Source organism: Pontibacter sp. GD13, assembly GCF_058216355.1.
Genome location: NZ_JBYZMQ010000003.1, coordinates 185,199 through 207,804 on the forward strand (window position 1 = coordinate 185,199; position 22,606 = coordinate 207,804).

The following is a 22,606-nucleotide window of genomic DNA, read 5'->3' on the forward strand; positions in this document are numbered from 1 at the left end:
GTTAATCGCAACGTGGGCTATAAATTAAAAAGAGAAGCCCTTGCAGCAAGGGCTTCTCTTTTTAATTTATAGCTGGTAGAGTTACTGAATCACAACCGGGAAGTTGGCTTCAGCGTCCGTTTCTCCTTTGGTCATGTCGCTGGGGCTACCTTTTAAACCATTTGGCTGGTGCTTGAGCGTAACTTTTAGCGTGCCGGAACTGGCGGCTCCCGTTACCACTGTCGCTTTTAAGCCAATTGGGCGGTTGTTCTTGTCCAGGTCTGTTTTCGAAACCGTGAGGTTAAGACCCGAAAGTATGGAATAAAACACCTCGTGCTCATCCCCTTCCGCCAGTACTTCAGGGGTGATGTCGCCTTTGCCGGTGGGGCTGTCGTCGCGGAACGTGACGGTGGCCTCGTAGGTAGTGCCCGGGGCCAGGTTTAAAGTGCCGATGGTAGGGGCGTTTCCTCCCGCGCCATCCGGGTCGCTAAAGGTGGCCGATACAGACTGGCCCTTTCCTTCCGGCACCAGGTCAATCGTCATGGTGGTGATCAGCTCCTGCTCTTCCACAGCAGGGGTAGGGTCGTCGGAGCCACACGAAGAGGCCGCAAGGGCCAGTGAGCCCATCATCAAAAATGCGAAGTAAGGTCTAAATAACTTTTTCATATATAGGGTAATCGTTTTAAATGATTCAACAATACGTTTTATGTAGCAATTGGATTTTAAAAAACTATGATTTGTGAAAGTCCAGCGGAATCTTCACCCGGAACATCAGCAAGCGCCCCATTTCATCGGCAAAGTAACGGAACCGGTTCAGGTAATCGCGGTAGCTGGTGTTAAGCAGGTTATTGCCCGTTAAGCCAACCTCCAGCGGCTGGTTGCCCAGGCGCAGCGTGGTGCCAGCCTCGGCGTTCAGCAGGAAGTAGGCGGCAGGGGCCGGGGCAAAATCCTCCTCTGTTTTAACAGGCGTACGCGTTTGCCTGGCCATGTATACCCCCCCGATGCTAAGATAGCTGTTACGAACCAAAGATGAACTCGCTGTTTGGTTGAAAGCATAGCGCAGGCTGTTCTCAAACCTGTCCGGCGGTATGTTGATCAAATAGTCGTCTGTGCTGGTATTGTTGGCCCGTACGATAGACGTTTTAGAGCTAAGCTCCAGGTTAGGCATCAGGTTGTACTGCAGGCTCAGGTCCATGCCCTTAAACGTAGCATTAGTCTGCTTATACGAGAACGCCGGGAAGGCGCCGCGCACGGTAAGCACCGGCTCCGCCATGGGCGCCAGGTAAATGTAATTGTTGATAAAGTTGTTATAGAGGCTAAGCTTTCCGTTCAGGCGGGTATTGCCATAGTAATCCGCAGACACTTCAAAGTTATAGGCCTGTTCCGAGCCCAGGTCCGGGTTGCCCTGCTCGTAAGCGGCGGCACTGTGGTGCACCCCATTGCTGAACAGCTCGTTCACACCCGGTGCGCGCCAGGCGGAAGTGGCGCTTAAGCCAAACGTGAGGTGATAGCCCACATCGTACAACGCCCCCAAAGTGCCAGACACGTTGTTGAAGTTATACTCCGGCTTAACCAGGTCCCTGTTCTGCTCCAGCTTCTTTACCTGCAGGTACTTGTAATCGTACCGCAGGCCAGCCTCGAGTTGCAGCCTGTCTTTGCGCCACTTCTCTGTGGCAAAAGCGCCGGCGGTTACACCGGTAAAATAGGGCAGAAAATCGCTGTATTTCCAAGTGTTGGTTTGATAGATGGTGCTAACGCCCACCGAACCAGAGAAATTACCCACCGGGGCATGTTCCCAGATCGCTTCTGTGGTATGGGTGATCAGGTTAAGGTAGAGCGCAGGCAAGGAGGTGGAAACCCGCTGGATATCGTACTCCTTGCGCCGGTTCTGCTGCAAGCCGTAAATAAACTCCAGCCTGCCGGCCTGCCCGGTTTTCAGATACCCCTTTGCTTTTAGCAGCTGGTGCTGCACATCCTGGTAAGGCCTGCCGATGTCATACGTAAAATCGACAGCGTCGGCGTTGGCGGGCTCCCCCCTCTCCAGGGCAAAGTTCAGGTCGGTCAGGTTGCCGATGTGTGCGGCCCGCAGTATGCCGAGCGTGGTGTTAAACTGGCTGTAGAATAGCTCGGCCCCGAAGCGCGGCCTACGATAGCCCAGGCCTGCCGAGAAGTTCTGTTCGGTAAACCCGGTGTTCTCCAGGTAATAGCCTGGCGCATGGGCGTTGCCCGCTTTTTTGAGTGTGCCCTGCAGGCGCCAGCTAAGGGGCAATATGCCCAGCTTTCCCTCGGCGGTGGCAGATACGGCCATTTGGCGGTTGTTGGTGGTGCCCAGCAGGTTTACCTCGCCGCCCACGCCGGCCGAATCCGGAAGCGGCTTCGGCTCCACGATCACCACGCCGCCAATTGCATCGGCCCCGTAACGCACGCCAGCCGCGCCTTTTACAACCTTTACCTCCGTAGCCACAAAGGGGTCTATCTCCGGGGCATGCTCAGAGCCCCACTGCTGGCCCTCCTGCCGCACCCCGTTGTTGAGCAACAGCACGCGGCTGCTGTGCAGGCCATGTATCACGGGCTTGGAGATGGTGGGGCCCGTTTGCAGCGTGGTAACCCCGGTGAGCCCTTTCAGGGACTCCGCCAGCGATAGGCCGCGTGTCTGCTCCAGCTCACGGCCCGAGAGTGTCTGCGAGATTTGGGCCTGTTCTTTGATGCGGCTTCCCGTAACCTCCACGGTGCTTAGGGTTTTGGCGTCTACGTGCAGTGGCAGGTCGCGGGTAACGGACGAGGAAAGCTTGACCGTGAACGCTTCTGGCTCATAGCCCACATAGGTTACCTTTAAAGTATAAGTGCCCTGGCAAAGGTGATGGAAATGGTAATTGCCGTACTCATCTGCTGCTGTTGCCCGGTCCAGTTGCGGGATATAGACTGTGGCGCCCACCAAGGTGGCGCGTGAGTCGTGGTCCAGCACCTTTCCTGAAACGGTGAGGCCGCAGTCCTGGGCACCGGCAGTGTTGGTGGCGTCGGGCGTGTCGGCGTTTTGTGCCAGTACCGGCTGCATGCCGAGCGTGGCAGCCACAGAGGCCAGCACCGCGGTTAACTGTATTTTCTTTATGAACATGTAGACTTCGCTATGCTAAAAAAGCAACTATAAGCAGCCGGCAAGCCAAATGACACACCTGCTGCAGGCAGCAGAGGCAGGCTTAGGTCCGGCTGATAAAACAAATTGAAAGGTTGGGCCAGGTGCCGGTGTTCCTATTAAGTGAGTGAACACAGAACCAGGCGCTGTCGCGAAAAATCAGGCAACAGGAGGCCCGCGAAGAGAGGCGGTCTGAAGTGCGGTGCGGTGCCAGCGGCTGCTGTACGGCATCGTATAAACAGGGGTGGGAGTGGTTTGCCGGAAAGAAAGAAGGGTCTGGCTACCCTGGTAGGGTGCGCCAAACAGGTCTTCTACCGGGCAATGTGTGTGCTTCTGCCCCAGTTGGGCATGTTTTGTATCAGTGTGGTCGGCGTGAACGGTATGGGTGTGGGCGTGCACCTCAAGCAATACCGCATCCGGCACCATTGCTCTACAGAAGAGCAGGAGCAAGAACAGGGCGATATGTCGGAGGTGGCTTTCCACTGTTTTTATACCTTTAACCTAAACAAAGATACTATAAATTCCACAAAGTTGTTTTTCCGGTAAAATACGTAAACCTAATACTGTCCTTGTTGCCATAGGCGTGCAGCCATAAAGTATAGGTTACGACCTAAACGGCATGTTTTGCGGCTGCTTCCTGTTTTTTTTCTGACAACCTGTCACAGAATGAAGTGCACAGGCGCTATGGAACAGGTTTTGAAAGCGTATGAGCTGGTAAGATAACCAGCAAGCATAGATTCATAAATTAATAAAGTATAAACATGGAAGAAAGAGGTAGTATCTCCATTCACACCGAGAATATTTTCCCGATCATTAAGAAATTTTTATACTCAGATCACGAGATCTTCATACGTGAGCTGGTAAGTAACGCCGTAGACGCTACGCAGAAGATAAAGCGTTTGGCTGCTATTGGCGAGTTTAAAGGTGACCTGGGTGAGCTGACCGTGAAAGTGGCCGTGGACAAAGAGGCCCGCACCATCACCATTTTGGATCATGGAATCGGCATGACAGCCGAGGAAATAAAGAAATACATCAACCAGATCGCTTTTTCTGGCGCTACTGAGTTTGTGGAGCGTTACAAAGAGTCCGGGGATACAAGCCAGATCATCGGCCAGTTCGGTCTGGGTTTCTATTCGGCTTTTATGGTTTCGGAGCGTGTCGAGATCATCACCAAATCTTATAAAGACGACACTGAGGCCGCCCACTGGACCTGCGACGGCAGTACGGAATTTACGATTGCCCCTGCCCACAAAGAAACCAGGGGTACCAATATCATCCTGAACGTGGCCCAGGACTCGGAGGAGTTCCTGGAGCCGGCGCGCATCAAAAACATCCTGGAGAAATATTGCAAGTTCCTGCCGGTGCCCGTGGAGTTTGAGGGCGAGGTGATTAACAACCCGAACCCGATCTGGACCAAGCAGCCTGCCGACCTGACGGACGAAGACTACAAAGCCTTTTACAAAGAACTGTACCCGTTCTCGGAGGCGCCTCTGTTCTGGATACACCTGAACGTGGACTATCCGTTCAACCTGACCGGTATTCTATACTTCCCTAAGATCAAGAACGATTTTGAGATGCAGCGCAATAAAATACAGCTGTACTCCCGCCAGGTGTTCATCACCGACGAGGTGAAGGACGTGGTGCCGGAGTTCCTCATGCTGCTGCACGGCGTGATCGACTCCCCGGACATCCCGCTCAACGTAAGCCGCTCTTTCCTGCAGGCCGACTCCAGCGTGAAAAAGATTAACACCTACATTACCAAGAAGGTGGCCGACAAGCTGAACGAGATCTTCAAAAAAGACCGCACGGCCTTCGAAACCAGCTGGGATGATATCAGCGTGTTTGTAAAGTATGGCATGCTCAGCGACGATAAGTTCTATGAGAAAGCCAAGGAATTTGTGCTGCTTCAGAGCGTGGATAACAAGTACTACACGCTGGATGAGTACAAGGCGCATGCCCAGGCGAACCAAACCGACAAGAATGAGCAGTTGGTGCTGCTTTACACCACCGACCAGGACAAGCAACATGCCTTTGTGGAGGCGGCCAGGAACCGGGGCTACGATGTGCTGAAGCTGGACTCGATGATTGACAGCCATTTTATCGGCATGCTGGAGCAGAAACTGGAGAAAACCACCCTGAAGCGCGTGGACTCCGAGACAGTGGACAAGCTGATTGAGCGCGACGAGACCAAGGAAAGCGTGCTGACCGACAAGGAGCAGGAAGAGCTGAAGGGCGTTTACGAGAAAGCCATCGACAATAAGAACATGATGGTGGAAGTAGCGCCTATGTCACCGGATGACGCCCCGGTGGTAATTACCCTGCCCGAGTTTATGCGCCGCATGAAGGACATGAGCAAGTCCGGGGGTGGCGGTATGATGTTTATGGGTGATATGCCAGACACTTATAACGTAACCATTAATGCCAACCACAGCCTGAACCAGCGCGTGCTGAACGCAAAAGAAGAAAACAGGGCGCGTATTGCCCGCCAGGCATACGATTTGGCGCTGCTTTCGCAGAACATGCTTTCCGGGGCCTCGCTAACGGCTTTTGTGAAGCGCAGCTTCGAGCTGATCGACAAAGAATAGTTTCGATTACGTTTATACCTACAGCAAAAGGCAGCATCCCATTTGGGGGCTGCCTTTTTGTATGAAGCAGGCCCCAGGTACATGAAACTATCCTTTTGCACACAGAGTTATAGGGGCAATTAACCTATTGGTGCTTATATGATAATTGCGCATCTTTACGTTATAGTGGTTCACTTATGCAACATTCAGTCATTCAAAATTATATGAGGCATTCGCTGCGGTTGGTGTTTTTGTTTGTGGCAGGCACAGGTCTTTTAGGCTTGGGTGGCTGCGGTCAGCCTAAGTGGAACAGCGATTACAATCTGAACCAGGCACGCCAGAAAGACGGCGTGCCGGCAAATGCCGTTGCCTCTGCCGACAGCACCGCCCCCGAGGCCGGTATCAAGAACTCGCTTGACGAGGAAGTGGACGAGAAGAAGAATAAGCGCAAGAAAAAACGCAACAAGCGCTACTTTATGGGTTATAAGGTAAAGCGCGGCTTCATTAAGTCGGGGCGGGGCAGCCGGGAAACGCTGGAGACCTTCAGCTACCTTGATACCTACGAGGAACCCAACCCCTATGCGCCGCTCAAGTACTATTATGATGTTAAAAAGCGCGTATTGCACCGCTCTAACAGCGAAGAGAAGGAGCCGGGAAGGTACAAAGTGCTGCATGGGCCTTACGAGAAGAGAATAGACGGACAGGTAGTAGAGGAAGGGTATTATTACGTGGGCACGAAGCATTTACGCTGGGAGCGCTACCGGAAAGGCGATGATGGCATTCTGCTGGATAAAAGCCATTTCGAGAAGGGTTTTCCCCGCGACGCAGCGGTTACCTACTACGGCGACACCAAAAAGATTAAGGAGGTCATTCCGTACCAGTACGGCGAGGCGCAGGGCGAATACTACCGTTTTTATGAGAATGGCGAGGTAGAGTGGATCGGGAAATATGAGAAAGGCCGTAAAGTTGGCGTCTGGGTGAAGCACTACGACTTCAGGGGCCGCAGGCACTACGAGTACCAGTACCCCGAAACAGCCTACGATAAACCCTTTGCCCCCTACCTGATCAAGGAGTATGACCGCCATGGCACCCTTATCTATGAGAAGGATAAATTCGACAAGCGCGCCGATGCGGCGCAGCGTTAGTGAAAGGCATCCTCTATGTGGTGGATGGTAACAGGGCTGTTGAGTGTGATCGAGATAATGTCGAACCTGACCTCGTGCTGCCATTGGGTGGCGTGAATGTAGTGGTCGGCGGCAGTTAGCAGCCTCCTCTCCTTCTTGAAATTAACCGCCTCCTCCGGATATCCGTACCCATCTGTAGCTCTGGTTTTCACCTCCACAAACACCAGCACCCGGTTTTTGCGGGCGATGATATCCACCTCTATCCGCCTGTACCTGTAGTTCCTGTGCAGCAGCGTATAACCTTCCTGTGCCAGGTAGGCTGCCGCCGCGCGTTCCCCGTACTGCCCCGTATCTATGTGTGAATGGGTTTGAGAAGCCATCTAAAACGTGTAATTTGCAACAAAACAAGACTGTTAGAGAGTCTTACGGAATAAAAAAACTATGAAACAACTTGTAGAAGAATTTGTGCAGCAGCTCCGGCATGCCATCGAGCTCAGCGAAAAAGCGGCCGTAAGGTTTCCGAAACTAAAGTATAAGGATGTGGTGCTGGCGGGCATGGGCGGCTCAGGCATTGCGGCTTCCCTGGTTCAGGCCTATGTCGCCAATAAGCTGGCGGTGCCCCTGGTCGTGAATAAGGGCTATAGCCTGCCGGCCTTTGTGAGTGCCGATACCCTGTTTATCGCCTGCTCGTTTTCGGGTAACACCGAAGAGACCATAGCAGGCATCCGGGCTGCCATGGAAAGCGGTGCTACGGTTTGTTTTGTGACATCTGGTGGCGAGGCCATGCGCATTGCCCAGGAAAACGATTTGCCGCACCTGCTTGTGCCTGCTGCTATGAAATATGGCCGCGCCAGCTTTGGCTATGGCCTGGTGCAGGCATTGTATGTGCTGCACTACGCCGGGTTACTGCACGAGGATTTTAAAACTGAACTACAGCAAAGTATACACCTGTTGGAAAAACAGGCAGGAAGCATAAAGTTACAGGCAAGTGCCCTGGCATCGGCCTTTAAAGGAAAGCTACCCGTGGTGTACACCAGCGATACCTTTGCGCCGGTAGCGCTTCGGTTGCAGCAGCAACTCAACCAGAACGCCAAGCAGCTCTGCCACATCGGCGCTTTTCCGGAAGCGGGCCATAACGAGGTAGAGGGTTGGCTTAACCCGCCGCAACTTTTTGAACAAGTGGTTTTGTTACTGGTTAAATCAACCTACGACCACCCCAGGGCGCAGCTGCGCCTGGAATTCAGCAAAAAGGTGTTGGCCGGCAAAGCGCAGGATGTGCTGGAAATTGAAGCGCTTGGCGCCACCTTTCTGGAGCAGGCCTTGTACCTGGTGCATATCTTTGACTGGGTTTCGGTATTGCTGGCCGACCTGAATGAGGTGAGTCCCGGGCAAACGGATAACATTGATTATCTGAAAGAAGAACTCTCCAAAGTATAAGCGATACGTGTTACAGAACAAAGAAATTAAATTTGAGCACCTGGGGCTGATAGACTACAAGGCGGCCTGGGATTACCAGGACCAGCTTTTTACCAGTGTGCTGGACCAAAAGGTGCAGAACCGCAATGCTAGCCCCGAAGCACAGCGCATGACAACCAACTACCTGCTGTTTTGCTCACACCCTCATGTATACACTTTGGGCAAAAGCGGGCACGAGGAGCATCTGCTGTTAAACGAGGCAGGCCTCAAAGCCAGGGGAGCCACCTATTATAAGATCAACCGTGGGGGCGATATAACCTACCATGGCCCAGGGCAATTGGTGGGTTACCCCATCCTCGACCTGGATAATTTCTTTACGGACATCCACAAATACCTGCGCTACCTGGAAGAGGCGGTGATACTTACGCTGGCCGAGTATGGCATAGCAGCAGGCAGGATTCAGGGGCTAACCGGGGTGTGGCTGGACTTTGAAAGGCAGCTGAACCCCAGGAAAATATGCGCTTTGGGCGTAAAGTGCAGCCGTTGGGTAACCATGCACGGGTTTGCCTTTAATGTGAACACCGACCTGGACTATTTTAACAACATCGTGCCGTGCGGTATTTCGGATAAACAGGTAACTTCGCTGGCCAAAGAGCTGGGGCATGCGGTGGCGCTGCCCGAAGTAGAGGAAAAACTAAAGAAACACATCGCCGGCCTGTTTGAAGGCCATATCACAGAAAGTGCAATATGAAGAAGGATATCGATTTCGGCGCGGTAGAGGGCATATCGGTGGCCATCGCCAGGCAAATGAATGAACAGGGAGAACCCCTCTGGAACGTGTACCTGCTTAACACTAACCCCTTCCCCCTCGAAAACGTGCTCGTCACCTCAAAAGGCTATGGCGTATGGAAAGAGCAGGAAGTGAAAACATCGGTGCTGCGGCACATGTTTGAGCAGGTGGAGGCAAAAAGCTTCGTGCAGATAGAACCCATTGATCCCGCTATTTTTCACATCAATAACGAGTACTGGGTAAGCTATTATATCGGCAAAAAGATTTTCGACAAAAAATTCGTGTTTGTGCCAGAAGCCATCACAGAAGAGCACCTGATCGAGATAAGCATGCTGCAGATGCAGGGGGTGCTGCACTCGTAAAGCCCTGTGTTTTCTATTTTTAGGCAGCAATAGTTTGTGCGTTTAATAATCTGTGTATATTAGAGGCTGTGGAAATCCTGTTTTTGCAGACCGGGACTGAATTTAACACAGGCTCTATAAGAGAGTTTAAACGGTGAAGTTGTTGGTGATCGGCCAAAGTGCCTTGCTGGAGTAATTTATGGATAAAAACTTTCTACCCCTTTTTCTCGCATCCTGCTGGGCGTTTCTGATCGCGATATTTGCGGTGCCCTCCATTATCCGGGTGGCACACATCAAGAATATACTGGATCAGCCTAACCTGCGCACCGTACACGAACAACTGACCCCGCGGCTCGGCGGCGGTGCCATATTTGCCGGCTTTATGTCTGCGCTCACCATATTCACGGAGCTAAACAACGGCGTGCAGCAGCTGTTGGCAGCCTGCGTCATGCTGTTCTTTATTGGCCTGAAAGACGACCTGATCAATATATCCGCTTTAAAGAAGTTTTCTATGCAGCTGCTGGCCACGGGCATCGTCATGTTTATGGCGGATATCCGGATAACCAGCTTTCAGGGCATTTTCGGGATTGAGGTACTGGAGATAGGCACCAGCTACGCGTTTACGTTCCTGTTGATCATTGGGGTAACCAACTCCATTAACCTGATAGATGGCTTAGACGGATTAGCGGGCACCGTCGTCCTGATCGCTACCTGTACGTTTGGCGTTTATTTCTTCCTGTATGGCGGCGCTTCGTATGGCAACTACGCTGCAGTGGCCTTTTGCCTGGTAGGGGGCATTGCCGGGTTTCTGAGGTATAACTTTCATAAGGCGTCCATATTTATGGGCGACACCGGCTCGCTGCTTTGCGGGTTTATTTTGTCGGTGCTGGCCATACAGTTCATCGAAATGCGGCAGGTGCCTGCAGCCCCATCTTTGGCCATTGGGATACTGTTCGTGCCGCTCTTCGATACCATACGCGTGCTGCTGATCAGGGTGCTACAGGGCAAATCTCCTTTTCTGCCAGACAAGAAGCACGTGCACCACAGGCTGCTGGCCATGGGTTTCTCTCAAATAACCACGGTTCTGATGCTGGCCTCCTTAAACGTGCTGATCATCTTGTTTGTGGTTGCTTTCGGGGATTGGGGGAATGGCAATATCTTACTTTTTCTACTGGTGCTAGCGGTAGCGCTGAGTGTCTTTTTAGGTGTTTATAAAATTCGCAGTGCGCAAAGTGTTTCAAAAGCTTAAAGCTGGCTGGCTTCCTTTCTTTTTCTTTACCATCCTCACAACGGCTCAGGTGCGGGCCCAGGTGCTGCCCCTCGACCAGAACAACAGCCTGACGGGTGAGTGGCTAGTGTACCAGGAGCAGTCTAAACAACTGGTTCCTTATGTGGCAAACGTTCACTCCGGCGAGAAGGCCCTGCATCAGTGGGTGTCTGTTTCTGCCTCGCAACCTTTCCTGATCGGACTCTCAGCGCCAAAGGATCTATGCCTTTTTTTGAATAACCGCCTGGTGTTTAAAGCTGATTCCTCTGCCACTTACTCCCTTGATCTGTCTGGGTTAAGCGCCGGAGCTAATGTGCACGAGGGGAAATACCTGCTAACGGTGTGGCACCCTACCCAGCAGCCCAATGTGAAGGGCATTTACAATGAGGTGCGCACGGCTACGAAAGGAACCGCGGTGGGCCAGCGGGCATTTACCATCCAGTTGCGAAACTATGTCAACCAAAACGCATTCATTCTCTTCCTGCTCCTAATCGGGCTGATCTATGGCTGGCTGCGCTTCAATTACCCCACTGACTTCCATAGCCTGTTCAACTCCGGTTTTTTTAGCACAACCAACAGACTGGATGAGAGCTTCCTGAGTAAGCCCATCAGTTCCTGGTCCAGCATCCTGTTTATACTGGCCTTCTCTTTGTCGCTGGCGCTCCTGATCGCCGCTATCCATACCAATGTGCAGCACATCTTGCTGTTCAACCGCATTTTGCCCGTATCTGAGGCAGATATTACCACCAGGATCCTGATCTACGCGCTGGTTATTTTCGGGTTTATCCTGTTAAAGTACCTTTTCCTGCGGGTGATGTCATTAATTTTTGGTTTGGAGGAGGTGGTGCAAGTGCAATATCGGGAGTTTATCAAAACGATACTTTTTCTTGGCATCATTCTGCCTTTCGTCCTGCTGCTGTATTTAGCGATGAATGCCGCTATACCTGAAATCATTTTACAGGTTTCAAATGCGTTGGTTTCTTTCCTGCTGGTTCTCACCACAGTTATGGTGTTTGCAGCCGTAAATAAAAAGGCCCCTGTACTAAATTTGCATTTATTTTCATACCTTTGCGCCACAGAAGTAATTCCGCTTGCAATAGTACTCAAGTTGATTGTGTTTAGCTTTTAAAAACACAATTGCTCGCAGTGGCGGCCGCAAGTGAAAACTTAACAACCGCGTATTTATATGGCTGAAAGCAAAGCAACGGGAAGCGCAAACCCGGAAAGACACAAATTACCCATCAAGACTATTCTGGTTACACAGCCACAGCCTACTACAGATAATTCCCCATATTTATCTATCGCTGACAAGTATGACATTAAGGTAGACTTCAGGGCGTTTATTGAGGTGGAGCCGGTTCCGTTCAAGGAGTTCCGAAAAGATAAAGTAGATATCCTGTCGCACACAGCAGTTATTTTTACCAGCCGCAACGCAGTAGACCACTTCTTTAGAATCTGCCAGGAGAGTAAGATCGAGATGCCGGCCGATATGAAGTACTTCTGTATATCGGACCAAACGGCTTACTACCTGCAAAAATACATCACACTGCGCAAGCGCAAGCTTTTTGTCGGCGAAAAAACGGCGAAGGACCTTTTTGAGGTTATTAAAAAGCACAAAGGAGAGAAGTTCCTGTTCCCGTGCTCCAATATCCGCAAAGAGGATATCCCGGAGTTTCTGGAGTCTAACAAGATCAAGCACTCAGAAGCCATTATTTATAAAACTGTGGCAGCCGACCTTTCTGACCTGGATGATGTAACTTACGACTGCATCGCCTTTTTTAGTCCGTCGGGCATCAGTTCACTTTTTATCAACTTCCCCGATTTTAAGCAGAAAAACACGCGCATAGCCGCATTTGGGCCCACCACCGCAAAGGCAGTACGCGATGCAGGCCTGGAACTGGACGTAGAGGCGCCGCTTCCGAATGCCCCGTCCATGACGGGAGCTATAGAGGTGTATATACAGAATCATAAGGCCGGGCTAAAAAAATAAGCGCCTAACGTAACTTTTCCGGCTGCTTTACTTACTTATAAACGCAAAAGCTAGTATGCAATCTTTTGATACTAGCTTTTGCGTTTTCACGTTAAAAAGCTATATTTGATGGAGTCGTTCTCTTAATCTTATTATAGTTAATCTTGGCTTTTTACAGCGCTTCATGAGAAAGCTTCTACCTATAGTGGTGTTGATGTTCCTTTGCACCTCGTTTAGCTGGGCACAGCAACAGCCACAGTTCACCCATTATGGTTTTAACGGCATGCAGATCAGTCCTGCCTATGCCGGTATAACTAACAGGCCTGAGCTGTTGTCTATCTACCGCTACCAGTGGCTGGGCTACAACGCTACGTTCGATGACGGCGGCTCGCCGCAGACCTTGCTGCTAACGGCACACACGCCCGTTAGGCTTTTGCATGGCGGGGTGGGGCTTAACCTGATGCGCGACCGGATTGCCAACACCACTTTTTTGTCTGCCGCGCTTTCTTATTCTTTCCATATCAAAATCGGAGAGAATAAACTGGGGTTAGGCGTGCAGACCAATATCAACAACATAAAAAAGGGCAGTTACAGGGCAAACGACGATGGAGACCCGAGTGTGCCCTATAACAGTTCTGACACCAAGTATGATGTAGGGGCGGGCGTATGGTACGAGTCAGCTACTTTTTATGCAGGCGGCGGGGTAACAAATTTGCTGCAGGCAGAGTATGAGTTTGCAGATTCGGCGAGAACAGGCAACGGAAGGTTTCTGGGGGAGAACCATATTTACGTTACAGGCGGCTACCACCTGCCGCTGTCCAGAGACCTGGTGGCAACGCCAACGGTGCTTTTAAAGCATGACACGGAAACTTTTTCGTTTGATGCCGGCGCGCGCCTTACGTATGCAGAAAAATATTGGGCCGGCGTGAATTATCGGTACCAGGAAGCTGTTAGTGCGCTAGTGGGGGTTGCTTTGTTGCAGGATAATGCCCTGCGCGTGGGCTATGCCTTAGACCTGACTACATTTAACAAGGATGCGAAAGCACCCACCTCGCATGAGGTGATGCTGAGCTATAGATTGCCGGAGCCTGTCGTAAGGTTCCGTCCGCCGGTAAAAACGCCGCGCTATAATTTTACCAAATAAACAACATTCAAGCCAATGCCCCGTTTTTAAGTGCTTCCCCTTTGTGTAGCACTTAAAAAAATTTGAATTATTAGGATAATAATCAGGGTGTTATGCCGTTGGGAAATAATAAGCCAGAACTGTATTGAATACTTTTTTTATTTGGTGCTAAATCTTATATATTTGCTACACTCATAATAGTGTGCTAGAAGAAATATTACTAAAAAATTTACTTTTTACTACTCATCATGAACAAACTAATTAAGCTGTCTTCCTTCGCCTTGGCGGTAGTAGTACTGGCAGGCTGTGGATTGAGGAGGGGGCCCCAGGGTGACCTTGTGGGTGCTGAGGACCGTCCGGAATACAATTCACAGGAAGTACCTTATGGCATGGTGCCCTGCCCGGGCGGAACATTCCACATGGGGCAGGCTGATCAGGATATTGCGGCTTCTATGGCCAACTTAAATAAGCAGGTTACCATCAGTGGTTTCTACATGGACGAAACCGAGATCACCAACAACGAGTACCGTCAGTTCATTGATGTGATGAAAGAGGACTCGCTGGACGTTTTGGGCGAAGAATATGTGATGTCGGAACTTTACCCGGATACCACCGTGTGGGTGAAGGACTTCGCGTACCACATGGGTGACCCGTTGATGGAGTATTATTTCACGCACCCCGCTTTTGATGATTACCCTGTAGTAGGGGTAGATTGGTTTGCGGCGAAGTATTTCAGCGAGTGGCGTACCAAGCTAAAAAACCAGGCCCGTACCGAAAACGGCCAGGCGCCTATGCCGGAATTCCGTTTGCCATCGGAGGCAGAGTGGGAGTATGCAGCAAGAGGAGGCCGGGATATGTCGGTTTTCCCGTGGGGCGGCCCCTATTTAAGAAACGCCAAAGGCTGCTTGCTGGCTAACTTTAAGCCAGGCCGCGGCGATTACTACAGCGATGGTTTCTCTTACACGGCACCTGTAGCGCAATACTTTCCTAACGACTTCGGCCTTTACGACATGGCCGGTAACGTAGCAGAGTGGTGCGAGGATGCTTATTTCGATGCCTCTGTGCCAGTTGTATGGGATTTAAACCCGGTTTACAACGATGATAACGAACCCCGCAAAGTAGTAAGAGGCGGTTCCTGGAAAGATATTGCTTATTTCCTGGAGACAGGCACGCGTAATTTCGAATATCAGGATTCAGCCAGGTCATTTGTTGGTTTCCGTAATGCCATGGTATACTTAGGGAGATCTTCCGGAAGAGAATTCAGATAAGCTTCAAATAAAATCATACCCGTAACACTAGTCCAACCTCTAATATCCAATCGTTCACAACTTAATCGGAAACAACATGAGCAAAGCAAATAGTCGCAATGTTTTATTTGATGTGATAATGCCCAAAGTATACGGCATTGGCGCAGCTGTCGTAATTGTAGGTGCCCTGTTCAAAATACAGCACTGGGAGGGAGCAGACCTCATGCTAATCCTGGGTTTGAGCACAGAAGCCGTTATTTTCTTTTTGAGTGCTTTCCAGCCACAGTCGCACGAGCCGGATTGGGCAAGAGTATACCCACAGTTGGCTGATGACTATGCCGGAGAGGGGCTGATGCCAGCAACAGCAACATCAGGAGGCACTTCGCTTACCCGTAAGCTGGATGATATGATGCGTGACGCGGACATCACACCGGAAACGATAAACAGCCTGGGCATGGGCCTGAACAGATTCAGCGAGTCTGCTGCACAGATGGCTGACATGAGCAAAGCAACTGCCGCCACAGAAGATTACACCCTGCGCGTGAGAGCCGCAGCCGACCAGTTGGATAACATGAACAAGGCATATGCTACAACAGCCGAGGCCCTGTCTCATATGGCTGGCTCTACGGTAGATGCCCAGGAGTATCATGGCCAGATACAGAACATGACCCGTAACCTGGGTGCCCTGAATGCAGTGTATGAAATGGAACTGCAGGACGCAAACAACCACCTGAAGGCGATGAACAAGTTCTATGGCAACCTGAGCATGGCCATGGAGAACCTGACCGATGCCAGCAAAGACACAGAGCAGTTTAAGAACGAAGTATCCCGCTTAACGCAGAACCTGCACTCGCTTAACACCGTGTACGGCAACATGCTGACAGCCATGAAAGGATAATTTTTTCAAGTTCATTTTCATATCATTAAGAAAACAACTGTTAAGATAGTATAAAATGGCTGGAGGAAAAGAGACACCACGGCAGAAGATGATCGGTATGATGTACTTGGTACTGACCGCTCTTCTTGCCCTACAAGTGAGCTCGGCGATCCTGTTGAAGTTTCAGTTTTTGGACGAAAGTTTAAAAAGTGTGAACGATAAAACAGTAACGGATAACGCCGGGGTTGTATCAAATATCAGGTCTGCGGTGGCAGAGAACAAAACCCCATCGGCAAATGACAAGCGTGTGCTGGAAAATGCGCAGAAGGTGCGTCAGGAAACCTCTAACATGATCAGCTACATCCGCGGCCTGCGTCAGATGTTAGTGGATAAAACAGGAGGAACAAATCCTGAGAATCCGGATCAGTATGCTAACCCGAGTGCTGAGGATGTGGTGGCTATTAACATGATCGGTGCCGCTAACAAGAACAATGGCGCTGCCTATGAGCTGGAGGATAAGTTAAATAACTATGCGAAGTTCATGCGGCAGTACAACCCGAACATGCCTGCTAAACTTGCGCTGAGCAGTAGCGAGGACCCAGTGGCAAAAGGCGATAAAGCACAGAAGAACAAAGATTTTGCCCAGTTAAACTTTGAAGCAACACCTTTGGTAGCCGCTTTGGCAGTGCTTTCGCAAAAGGAAAGCGAGATTTTGAAGTATGAATCAGATGCACTGCAAAAGCTAGCACAGCAGGTTGGTGCAGATATCATCAAGTTCGAGAAGATATTTGCCATGGCTCGTGCCGAGTCGAAAACAGTGGCTGCCGGTACCAAGTACAAGGCAGATATGTTTATTGCAGCCTCTTCTGATAACATCGTTCCGAAGATGTCCTTCCAAGGCAAAACGGTAAAGGTAGTGGACGGTAAAGGCCAGGTAGAATTCGTGGCCGCAGCATCTAATTACGATGCGGATGGCAACTCGAAGCAGACCTGGAAAGGCCAGATCACTATAAACCAGAACGGGCGCGACACAACATTTAATGTAGTAGAAGAATATGTAGTGGCCAAACCTGTAATTCAGGTGCAGTCGGCTGCGGTGCAGGCTTTGTACTTCCAGTGCGCGAACGAACTGAATATACAGGTGCCGGCTTTAGGCGCGGTATACGATCCGAGTTTCTCAGCGAATGGCGGTTCTGCTATTAAAGGAGCCAAAAAAGGAGAAGTTACCATTATTCCGAATGCTACACAAGTTACGATTAACGTGAGCAGCGGCGGCAACTCCATCGGTTCCGAAACCTTTAAAGTGCGCCCGATACCTAAGCCCGAACTGGTTGCACTGGTAAACGGCAAACCCCTTGACTTTAAACGCGGTGTGCAGGCAGCCTCTTTAAGAGCAGTAGAAATACAAGCCGTAGCAGATGAAGGGTTTAAGCAATTATTACCCAACGAAGCACGTTATAGAGTTACGAAGTGGAGAGCATACCTCATCAGAAACAACCAGTTGGTAGACCAGCAGGAAATTAATGGCCCTACCGGTAACCTGACAAGCTTTGCAGCGAAGGCAAACAAGGGAGACAGAGTGGTAATGGAAATTCTGGACGTGAAGCGCCTGAACTATAGGGGCACCGCGGTTGATGTGAACATAGAGGATAACTTCTCTCTTCCATTAAATTAACCAACAAGCTTACAAGGCATATGAAATTAGTTAAAGTTATAGGAGTAGCAGCAGGTTTACTGCTATCTGCAGGTGCCATGGCACAGCAGGTACCCACTACGGCTGCCGCTACAAATCCATCAGCAAGGCCAATACCAGAACAAGATGTGCTGTTTAAAAAAACGGTATGGCGTAAGATAGATTTGCGGGAGAAGCAGAACAAACCAATGTTCTCGGAAAACAGGGAAATTACAAAGATCATTATCAATGCTGTAAAAAGCGGAGAACTGACAGCGTATAAAACAGATTCTGTAAACACTCCCCTCACACGCGAGGAGTTCATTGGCAACATGACACCCAAAGATAAAGGTGCCGGACTTAGCGACGAGGAAATAGCAGCTGGATTTGGGAAGGCCGAAAAAGAGGAAGCAGACGATGCCTGGGGCAATGCGCTTGGCGAAGATGCGGTGCAAACCACTACTGGGCCGATCAGCAACGAGTACTTCCCAAAACAACTTTACCTGTTAGAGCTAAAGGAGAACGTGGTATTCGATAAAAAGCGCTCGCGCATGTATCACGATATCCATACGATCAGTATTAAGGTGCCCGCCACGTTAAATCCGCTGGGTTTTGAGCAAACCGTAGGCTCTTTTAAAATGAGCGACCTAGTTAAAGTGTTCCGCAATAACCCTGAACTGGCCATTTGGTACAACGCGCAAAACGATGCACAGCACAAAAACCTGGCCGATGCATTCGACCTGTGGTTGTTCAGTTCATACATCACGAAAATCTCGAACCCAGGCGACAGAGCCCTGGCCGATATTTACGGTGGTGGTAAAAAAGGACTTCTGGCTGCTCAGGATGCTATGGAGGCGCTGATCGAGTATGAGTATAGCCTTTGGAGCTATTAATTTTAAAGAAATTCCATAAAACAAGAGAGGCGACCTTTGCGGGTCGCCTCTCTTGTTTTTAAACATTAGTTAATTTTCGGAGGGATGCAAGTGTTTATAGACAATGGCCGCTTTGGCCTTTCCTACCTCCAGATCCAACTCCTGTAAACTGAGCTCCTTAAGTTTTTTCACGGATTTATACTTAAGCAACAAAGCTTCTGCCGTTGTCGGACCAATCCCTTTAATGTCCGTCAATTCCGTTTTAAGGGTGCCGGCATCGCGCTTGCTTCTATGGAAGGTAATGGCAAAGCGGTGCGCCTCATTTCGCAAACGCTGGATCAGTTTAAGCGATTCCGATTTTTTGTCGATATAAAGCGGGTGCGAGTCACCTGGGTAAAAGATCTCCTCCAGCCGTTTGGCAATACCCACCACAGCCACCTTGCCATAAATGTCCAGGTCTTTCAAGGCCTTTACAGCCATACTTAGCTGCCCTTTACCACCATCAATTATAATGAGTTGGGGCAAGGGCTGGTTCTCGTTCAGCAGCCGGCGGTAGCGGCGCGTTACAATCTCATACATCGACTCAAAGTCGTTTGCCCCCACTACCGTTTTGATGTTGTAATGGCGGTAATCTTTCTTGCTGGGCCTGCCATTCTTAAAGCAAACCATCGAGGCAACCGGGTTATCGCCCTGAAAATTGGAGTTATCGAAACACTCTATCTGGCGCGGAAGCTCTGTCAGACGCAAATCTTTTTTCATGGTTTCCAGCACACGCAGCTCCCGTTGCTCGCTTAGATCTTTGTTCTTCTCCTGCCTGCCTTCGCGCTCCTTGCGCAGGTAGAGCGCATTCTTTAAAGAGAGACTGAGCAATTTGCGCTTATCCCCAATCTGGGGCTGCGAAACCGTAACGTTATCCAGAGGCAAGGTCAGGTCTATGTTGACGATCACATCGCGGGAAGTACTTTCAAACTCCTGCCGAAGTTGCACGATAACAGAAGCTAGGATGTCGGTATCTTCCTCATCCAGCTTCTTCTGCACCTCCAGAGACTGCGTGAGAATAATGGAGCCGTTCATTACCTTCAGATAATTGATAAAGGCGCAGTTGTCGTTGCTGGTGATCGTGAAAACATCAATGTTGGTAAGGGTATGGCTTACTACCGTAGACTTGGCCTGGAAATCCTCGAGCATGTCCAGCTTTTGCTTGAACTGATGCGCGAGCTCATACTGGAAATCGGCGGCGGCGGCGGCCATGCGCTCCTTAAAATAGTTCTTGGCAATGGTTAAGTTACCCGAAAGTATACTTTTGATCTGTGAGATATAATGATTGTAAGCAGTCTCGTCCTCAAAAGCCTCGCACGGGCCCTTGCAGTTGCCGATATGGTACTCCAGGCATACTTTAAACTTGCCAGCAGCAATGTTCTCCGGCGATAAGTTATAGGTGCAGGTCCGCAGCGGATAAAGCGTCCGGATCAGGTCCAGCACAATGTTCATGGTGGTTCCGCTTGGATAAGGGCCAAAATAACGGGAACCGTCCTTCAACTTGTTCCGGGTGCTGATCACACGCGGAAAGCGCTCGTTGATGATACAGATGTACGGATAGGTCTTGCCGTCCTTCAACAGGATGTTATACTTGGGCTGGTACTGCTTGATGAGGTTATTCTCGAGAAGAAACGCGTCTGTCTCCGTGTCTACGATGGTAAACTCAATGTCCTTTATCTGCGAGACAAGCTTAAGTGTTTTTTTGTTGTGCTGCGCCGAACGGTTAAAATAAGAACTGACCCGCTTCCGGATGTCAATGGCTTTGCCAACGTAGATGATACCGTTGTCGTCAAAAAATTTATAGATGCCGGGCTTATGGGGCAGGTGCGAAATTTTCTCTTTAAACTTATCGTTTGCAGGCATACACTCAAAGCATTAGATGTCTGCGTCTAAGTCTATCTCTGTAGGCAGGTGCAGAAACTCATCTTGCTGGGCAGAATCTACCTGGATGCCCTGGTTATACTTAGCGCAGTCTAATTCTACAGATAACGGGGCCAAAGGTTTAGGGAAAGCATCTTTTGAGACATCCAACGATTTATCGGCGTACACTTTCTGCATGAAGGCCCCATAGATCGGCATGGCAAGCTTATTACCCTGACCCAGGGCTATCGTTCGGAAGTGAATAGAACGATCTTCACCGCCTACCCAGGTGCCGCACACCAGGTTCGGGGTGAGGCCCATGAACCAGGCATCCGACTGATTTTGCGTGGTACCCGTTTTAGCGCCTATCTCATTCTTTAAGCCGTTGCGGTGTCGCAGGCCATAGTATGCTGTGCCGCCGGGCTCTGCAGCCGCTTTAAGCATGTGCACCATCAGGTAAGCCGTTTCTTCGCTCAGGGCTTCAATCTTTTTAGGGGCGAAGTCCGCTATCACGTTTCCGTGCTTGTCCTCGATGCGGGTAACAAAATTAGGCTCGATCCAGGTACCCCCGTTTACAAAAGTGCCGTATGCGCCCACCATGTCATAAAGTGTAACGTCACTGGTGCCAAGGGCCAAAGAAGGCGTTGGGTCCAGCGGGGTGGAAATACCCATGCGCTTTGCCGTCTTCACCAAAGTCTCAGGTCCCAGTTTGTTCACCAGGAAAGCAGAAACAGAGTTAACCGACTCTGCGAGGGCCTTGCGTAATGTGAATTTCTGACCGCTGTACTTATTGTCCGAATTGTTTGGGCACCACATGTTGCCGTCGGGCAGCGGGATGCAAACTTTCGTGTCGATTACCTCATAGCAGGGGTAATAGCCGTTTTCCATGGCCGCGGTATACAGGAAAGGCTTAAAGGTGGAGCCGGGTTGCCGGGCCGCCTGCTTGACGTGGTCATACTTAAAGTGCTTGTAGTTGATGCCGCCCACCCAGGCTTTGATATGCCCTGTTTGGGGTTCCATGGCCATAAAGCCAGCCTGCAGGAAGTGTTTATAGTGTTTCAGGGAATCCAGGGGGCTCATCATTACTTCCTTCTCGCCATCCCAGGTGAAGATGGTCATCGGGATCTTCTTGTTGAGGTAAAAGTTAATGGAGTCCTGGTTGCCATCGAAGCGGGCATTCAGCCTGCGGTAGCGGTCTGTGCGTTTGATGGCTACCTCCGGGAAGTTCTTGATTTCCCGGTTGTCTCTGTCTACCCAGGGGTTACGGCCTTTCCAGTGCTCTAGAAAAGCCTTCTGGCGGTCCTGCATGTGCGCCTCCATGGCTTGCTCCGCATATTTTTGCATGCGCGAGTCGATGGTGGTGTAGATCTTCAGGCCATCGGCGTATAAATCGTAGCCGTTCTCGCGGCACCACTGCAGCAGGAACTTGCTGGCCTCTGTCCGGAAGTACGGGGCCAGGCCCACGTTCTGATTCTCCACCCGGTAATCCAGGTCAATATCCTTGTCTTTCAGCTTCGCAAACTCTTCCTCAGGCAAAAAGCCATACTTCACCATCTGCTGCAACACCACGTTGCGGCGCTGCTTGGCGTTATCGGGGTTAAATTTGGGGCTGTAATAGGTCGGATTCTTAAACAAACCGACCAGCACCGCTGATTCCTCCACGTTCAGGTTTTGAACATCCTTGTTAAAAAAAGTTTTGGCTGCCGATTTAATGCCGAAGGCGTTACTGCCAAACTCGAAGATGTTCAGGTACATGACCATGATCTCCCTTTTGGTGTAAGACTGCTCTAGCTTCACGGACATAATCCACTCCTTGGTCTTGTGAATAAGGGTGCGAAGGCCGGGCACGTTGTTGAGCACACCGGTGTTCAATTCATCGCCGCGCGTGCGGAAAAGGTTTTTAGCCACCTGCTGCGTTAGGGTACTGCCCCCGCCCTTAGACTGGCCAGTAAGAATGGCAGCCGCCACACGGGCCATGGCCTCCGGGTCGATGCCCGAGTGCTCCTCAAAGCGGATGTCTTCAGTGGCAACCAGGGCGTTCACCAGGTTATCCGGCAGCTCCTCGTAATCAGCGGGCGTGCGGTTTTCGCGAAAGTATTTGCCCAGCACCTTGTTGTCGGCAGAATAGAGCTCCGAGGCTAAGGCGCTTTTAGGGTTCTCGAGGGTGCGCAGGTTCGGCAACTCTCCGAACAGGTTCAGAAAGTTGATGCTAACCGCGTAGATATACAGTATAAATACGGCAAGTCCACCTAAAAACAGTATCCAGAGAACCGAAACTGCTTTTGGTAAAAAGGATTTTTTGGGTTCAACAGTTTTTTGACGCGTAGTCATGT

At 50.5% G+C, this 22,606-nt stretch carries 19 protein-coding genes; 14 read left to right on the forward strand and 5 right to left on the reverse strand.

The window, feature by feature from the left end; translation table 11 throughout:
• Window positions 1-81 precede the first annotated feature (81 nt).
• Both AC4BAN_RS07220 and AC4BAN_RS07225 read right to left on the reverse strand, forming a co-directional pair.
• Window positions 82-645, reverse strand: coding sequence for a hypothetical protein (locus AC4BAN_RS07220; protein WP_490563717.1), 564 nt, complete (start codon window positions 643-645; stop codon window positions 82-84).
• Between the two features lie 64 nt (window positions 646-709).
• A complete protein-coding gene (locus AC4BAN_RS07225; RefSeq protein WP_490563718.1) occupies window positions 710-3,094 on the reverse strand; it encodes a TonB-dependent receptor in 2,385 nt (794 codons plus the stop codon).
• A gap of 273 nt (window positions 3,095-3,367) precedes the next feature.
• Between AC4BAN_RS07225 and AC4BAN_RS07230 the strand changes: the two genes are divergently transcribed.
• The 3 genes from AC4BAN_RS07230 to AC4BAN_RS07240 all read left to right on the forward strand — a co-directional run bounded on the left by AC4BAN_RS07230 (window position 3,368) and on the right by AC4BAN_RS07240 (window position 6,821).
• Window positions 3,368-3,658: a hypothetical protein gene (locus AC4BAN_RS07230; protein ID WP_490563719.1), complete on the forward strand. Its 291-nt coding sequence runs from the start codon at window positions 3,368-3,370 to the stop codon at window positions 3,656-3,658.
• Between the two features lie 215 nt (window positions 3,659-3,873).
• Entirely contained in the window at window positions 3,874-5,697 is a 1,824-nt protein-coding gene (htpG, locus tag AC4BAN_RS07235; RefSeq protein ID WP_490563720.1) for a molecular chaperone HtpG, read from the forward strand.
• Between the two features lie 203 nt (window positions 5,698-5,900).
• The gene (locus tag AC4BAN_RS07240) at window positions 5,901-6,821 is read left to right on the forward strand and encodes a toxin-antitoxin system YwqK family antitoxin (protein ID WP_490563721.1); all 921 of its coding nucleotides are present in this window, start codon (window positions 5,901-5,903) and stop codon (window positions 6,819-6,821) included.
• On the opposite strand, the gene AC4BAN_RS07245 is transcribed toward AC4BAN_RS07240, so the two are convergent.
• A complete protein-coding gene (locus AC4BAN_RS07245; RefSeq protein WP_490563722.1) occupies window positions 6,818-7,180 on the reverse strand; it encodes a YraN family protein in 363 nt (120 codons plus the stop codon). The genes AC4BAN_RS07240 and AC4BAN_RS07245 overlap by 4 nt on opposite strands.
• A 61-nt stretch (window positions 7,181-7,241) precedes the next feature.
• Here AC4BAN_RS07245 and AC4BAN_RS07250 point away from each other — a divergent pair, with 61 nt between their 5' ends.
• The 11 genes from AC4BAN_RS07250 to porN all read left to right on the forward strand — a co-directional run bounded on the left by AC4BAN_RS07250 (window position 7,242) and on the right by porN (window position 18,395).
• The gene (locus AC4BAN_RS07250) at window positions 7,242-8,237 is read left to right on the forward strand and encodes a bifunctional phosphoglucose/phosphomannose isomerase (protein ID WP_490563723.1); all 996 of its coding nucleotides are present in this window, start codon (window positions 7,242-7,244) and stop codon (window positions 8,235-8,237) included.
• A gap of 7 nt (window positions 8,238-8,244) precedes the next feature.
• On the forward strand, window positions 8,245-8,967 hold the full coding sequence (gene lipB / locus AC4BAN_RS07255) for a lipoyl(octanoyl) transferase LipB (protein ID WP_490563724.1): 723 nt from the start codon (window positions 8,245-8,247) through the stop codon (window positions 8,965-8,967).
• Window positions 8,964-9,368, forward strand: a complete 405-nt coding sequence (locus AC4BAN_RS07260) for a hypothetical protein (protein ID WP_490563725.1) — start codon at window positions 8,964-8,966, stop codon at window positions 9,366-9,368. Before lipB ends, AC4BAN_RS07260 begins: the two co-directional genes overlap by 4 nt.
• 178 nt (window positions 9,369-9,546) lie before the next feature.
• On the forward strand, window positions 9,547-10,596 hold the full coding sequence (locus tag AC4BAN_RS07265) for an MraY family glycosyltransferase (RefSeq protein ID WP_490563726.1): 1,050 nt from the start codon (window positions 9,547-9,549) through the stop codon (window positions 10,594-10,596).
• On the forward strand, window positions 10,580-11,743 hold the full coding sequence (locus tag AC4BAN_RS07270) for a DUF4271 domain-containing protein (protein ID WP_490563727.1): 1,164 nt from the start codon (window positions 10,580-10,582) through the stop codon (window positions 11,741-11,743). Before AC4BAN_RS07265 ends, AC4BAN_RS07270 begins: the two co-directional genes overlap by 17 nt.
• A gap of 57 nt (window positions 11,744-11,800) precedes the next feature.
• Complete coding sequence (locus tag AC4BAN_RS07275) at window positions 11,801-12,604, forward strand: uroporphyrinogen-III synthase (protein WP_490563728.1); 804 nt, start codon at window positions 11,801-11,803, stop codon at window positions 12,602-12,604.
• A gap of 163 nt (window positions 12,605-12,767) precedes the next feature.
• The gene (locus AC4BAN_RS07280) at window positions 12,768-13,727 is read left to right on the forward strand and encodes a PorP/SprF family type IX secretion system membrane protein (protein WP_490563729.1); all 960 of its coding nucleotides are present in this window, start codon (window positions 12,768-12,770) and stop codon (window positions 13,725-13,727) included.
• Between the two features lie 227 nt (window positions 13,728-13,954).
• Entirely contained in the window at window positions 13,955-14,974 is a 1,020-nt protein-coding gene (gene porK, locus AC4BAN_RS07285; protein WP_490563730.1) for a T9SS ring complex lipoprotein PorK/GldK, read from the forward strand.
• A gap of 76 nt (window positions 14,975-15,050) precedes the next feature.
• The gene (gene porL, locus AC4BAN_RS07290) at window positions 15,051-15,851 is read left to right on the forward strand and encodes a type IX secretion system motor protein PorL/GldL (RefSeq protein WP_490563731.1); all 801 of its coding nucleotides are present in this window, start codon (window positions 15,051-15,053) and stop codon (window positions 15,849-15,851) included.
• Between the two features lie 55 nt (window positions 15,852-15,906).
• Window positions 15,907-17,505, forward strand: coding sequence for a type IX secretion system motor protein PorM/GldM (porM, locus tag AC4BAN_RS07295; protein ID WP_490563732.1), 1,599 nt, complete (start codon window positions 15,907-15,909; stop codon window positions 17,503-17,505).
• 20 nt (window positions 17,506-17,525) lie between these two features.
• Window positions 17,526-18,395, forward strand: coding sequence for a type IX secretion system ring subunit PorN/GldN (porN, locus tag AC4BAN_RS07300; protein ID WP_490563733.1), 870 nt, complete (start codon window positions 17,526-17,528; stop codon window positions 18,393-18,395).
• 69 nt (window positions 18,396-18,464) lie between these two features.
• Here porN and uvrC read toward each other — a convergent pair whose 3' ends face one another.
• A complete protein-coding gene (uvrC, locus tag AC4BAN_RS07305) occupies window positions 18,465-20,276 on the reverse strand; it encodes an excinuclease ABC subunit UvrC (protein WP_490563734.1) in 1,812 nt (603 codons plus the stop codon).
• Between the two features lie 12 nt (window positions 20,277-20,288).
• Complete coding sequence (locus AC4BAN_RS07310; RefSeq protein ID WP_490563735.1) at window positions 20,289-22,604, reverse strand: penicillin-binding protein 1A; 2,316 nt, start codon at window positions 22,602-22,604, stop codon at window positions 20,289-20,291.
• Window positions 22,605-22,606: the final 2 nt, after the last annotated feature.

Coding starts and splice junctions, on each gene's coding strand:
- AC4BAN_RS07220 (WP_490563717.1), bottom strand. CDS start 645: ATGAAAAAGTTATTTAGACCTTACTTCGCATTTTTGATGATGGGCTCA.
- AC4BAN_RS07225 (WP_490563718.1), bottom strand. CDS start 3,094: ATGTTCATAAAGAAAATACAGTTAACCGCGGTGCTGGCCTCTGTGGCT.
- htpG (WP_490563720.1), top strand. CDS start 3,874: ATGGAAGAAAGAGGTAGTATCTCCATTCACACCGAGAATATTTTCCCG.
- AC4BAN_RS07240 (WP_490563721.1), top strand. CDS start 5,901: ATGAGGCATTCGCTGCGGTTGGTGTTTTTGTTTGTGGCAGGCACAGGT.
- AC4BAN_RS07245 (WP_490563722.1), bottom strand. CDS start 7,180: ATGGCTTCTCAAACCCATTCACACATAGATACGGGGCAGTACGGGGAA.
- AC4BAN_RS07250 (WP_490563723.1), top strand. CDS start 7,242: ATGAAACAACTTGTAGAAGAATTTGTGCAGCAGCTCCGGCATGCCATC.
- AC4BAN_RS07260 (WP_490563725.1), top strand. CDS start 8,964: ATGAAGAAGGATATCGATTTCGGCGCGGTAGAGGGCATATCGGTGGCC.
- AC4BAN_RS07265 (WP_490563726.1), top strand. CDS start 9,547: ATGGATAAAAACTTTCTACCCCTTTTTCTCGCATCCTGCTGGGCGTTT.
- AC4BAN_RS07275 (WP_490563728.1), top strand. CDS start 11,801: ATGGCTGAAAGCAAAGCAACGGGAAGCGCAAACCCGGAAAGACACAAA.
- AC4BAN_RS07280 (WP_490563729.1), top strand. CDS start 12,768: ATGAGAAAGCTTCTACCTATAGTGGTGTTGATGTTCCTTTGCACCTCG.
- porK (WP_490563730.1), top strand. CDS start 13,955: ATGAACAAACTAATTAAGCTGTCTTCCTTCGCCTTGGCGGTAGTAGTA.
- porL (WP_490563731.1), top strand. CDS start 15,051: ATGAGCAAAGCAAATAGTCGCAATGTTTTATTTGATGTGATAATGCCC.
- porM (WP_490563732.1), top strand. CDS start 15,907: ATGGCTGGAGGAAAAGAGACACCACGGCAGAAGATGATCGGTATGATG.
- porN (WP_490563733.1), top strand. CDS start 17,526: ATGAAATTAGTTAAAGTTATAGGAGTAGCAGCAGGTTTACTGCTATCT.
- uvrC (WP_490563734.1), bottom strand. CDS start 20,276: ATGCCTGCAAACGATAAGTTTAAAGAGAAAATTTCGCACCTGCCCCAT.
- AC4BAN_RS07310 (WP_490563735.1), bottom strand. CDS start 22,604: ATGACTACGCGTCAAAAAACTGTTGAACCCAAAAAATCCTTTTTACCA.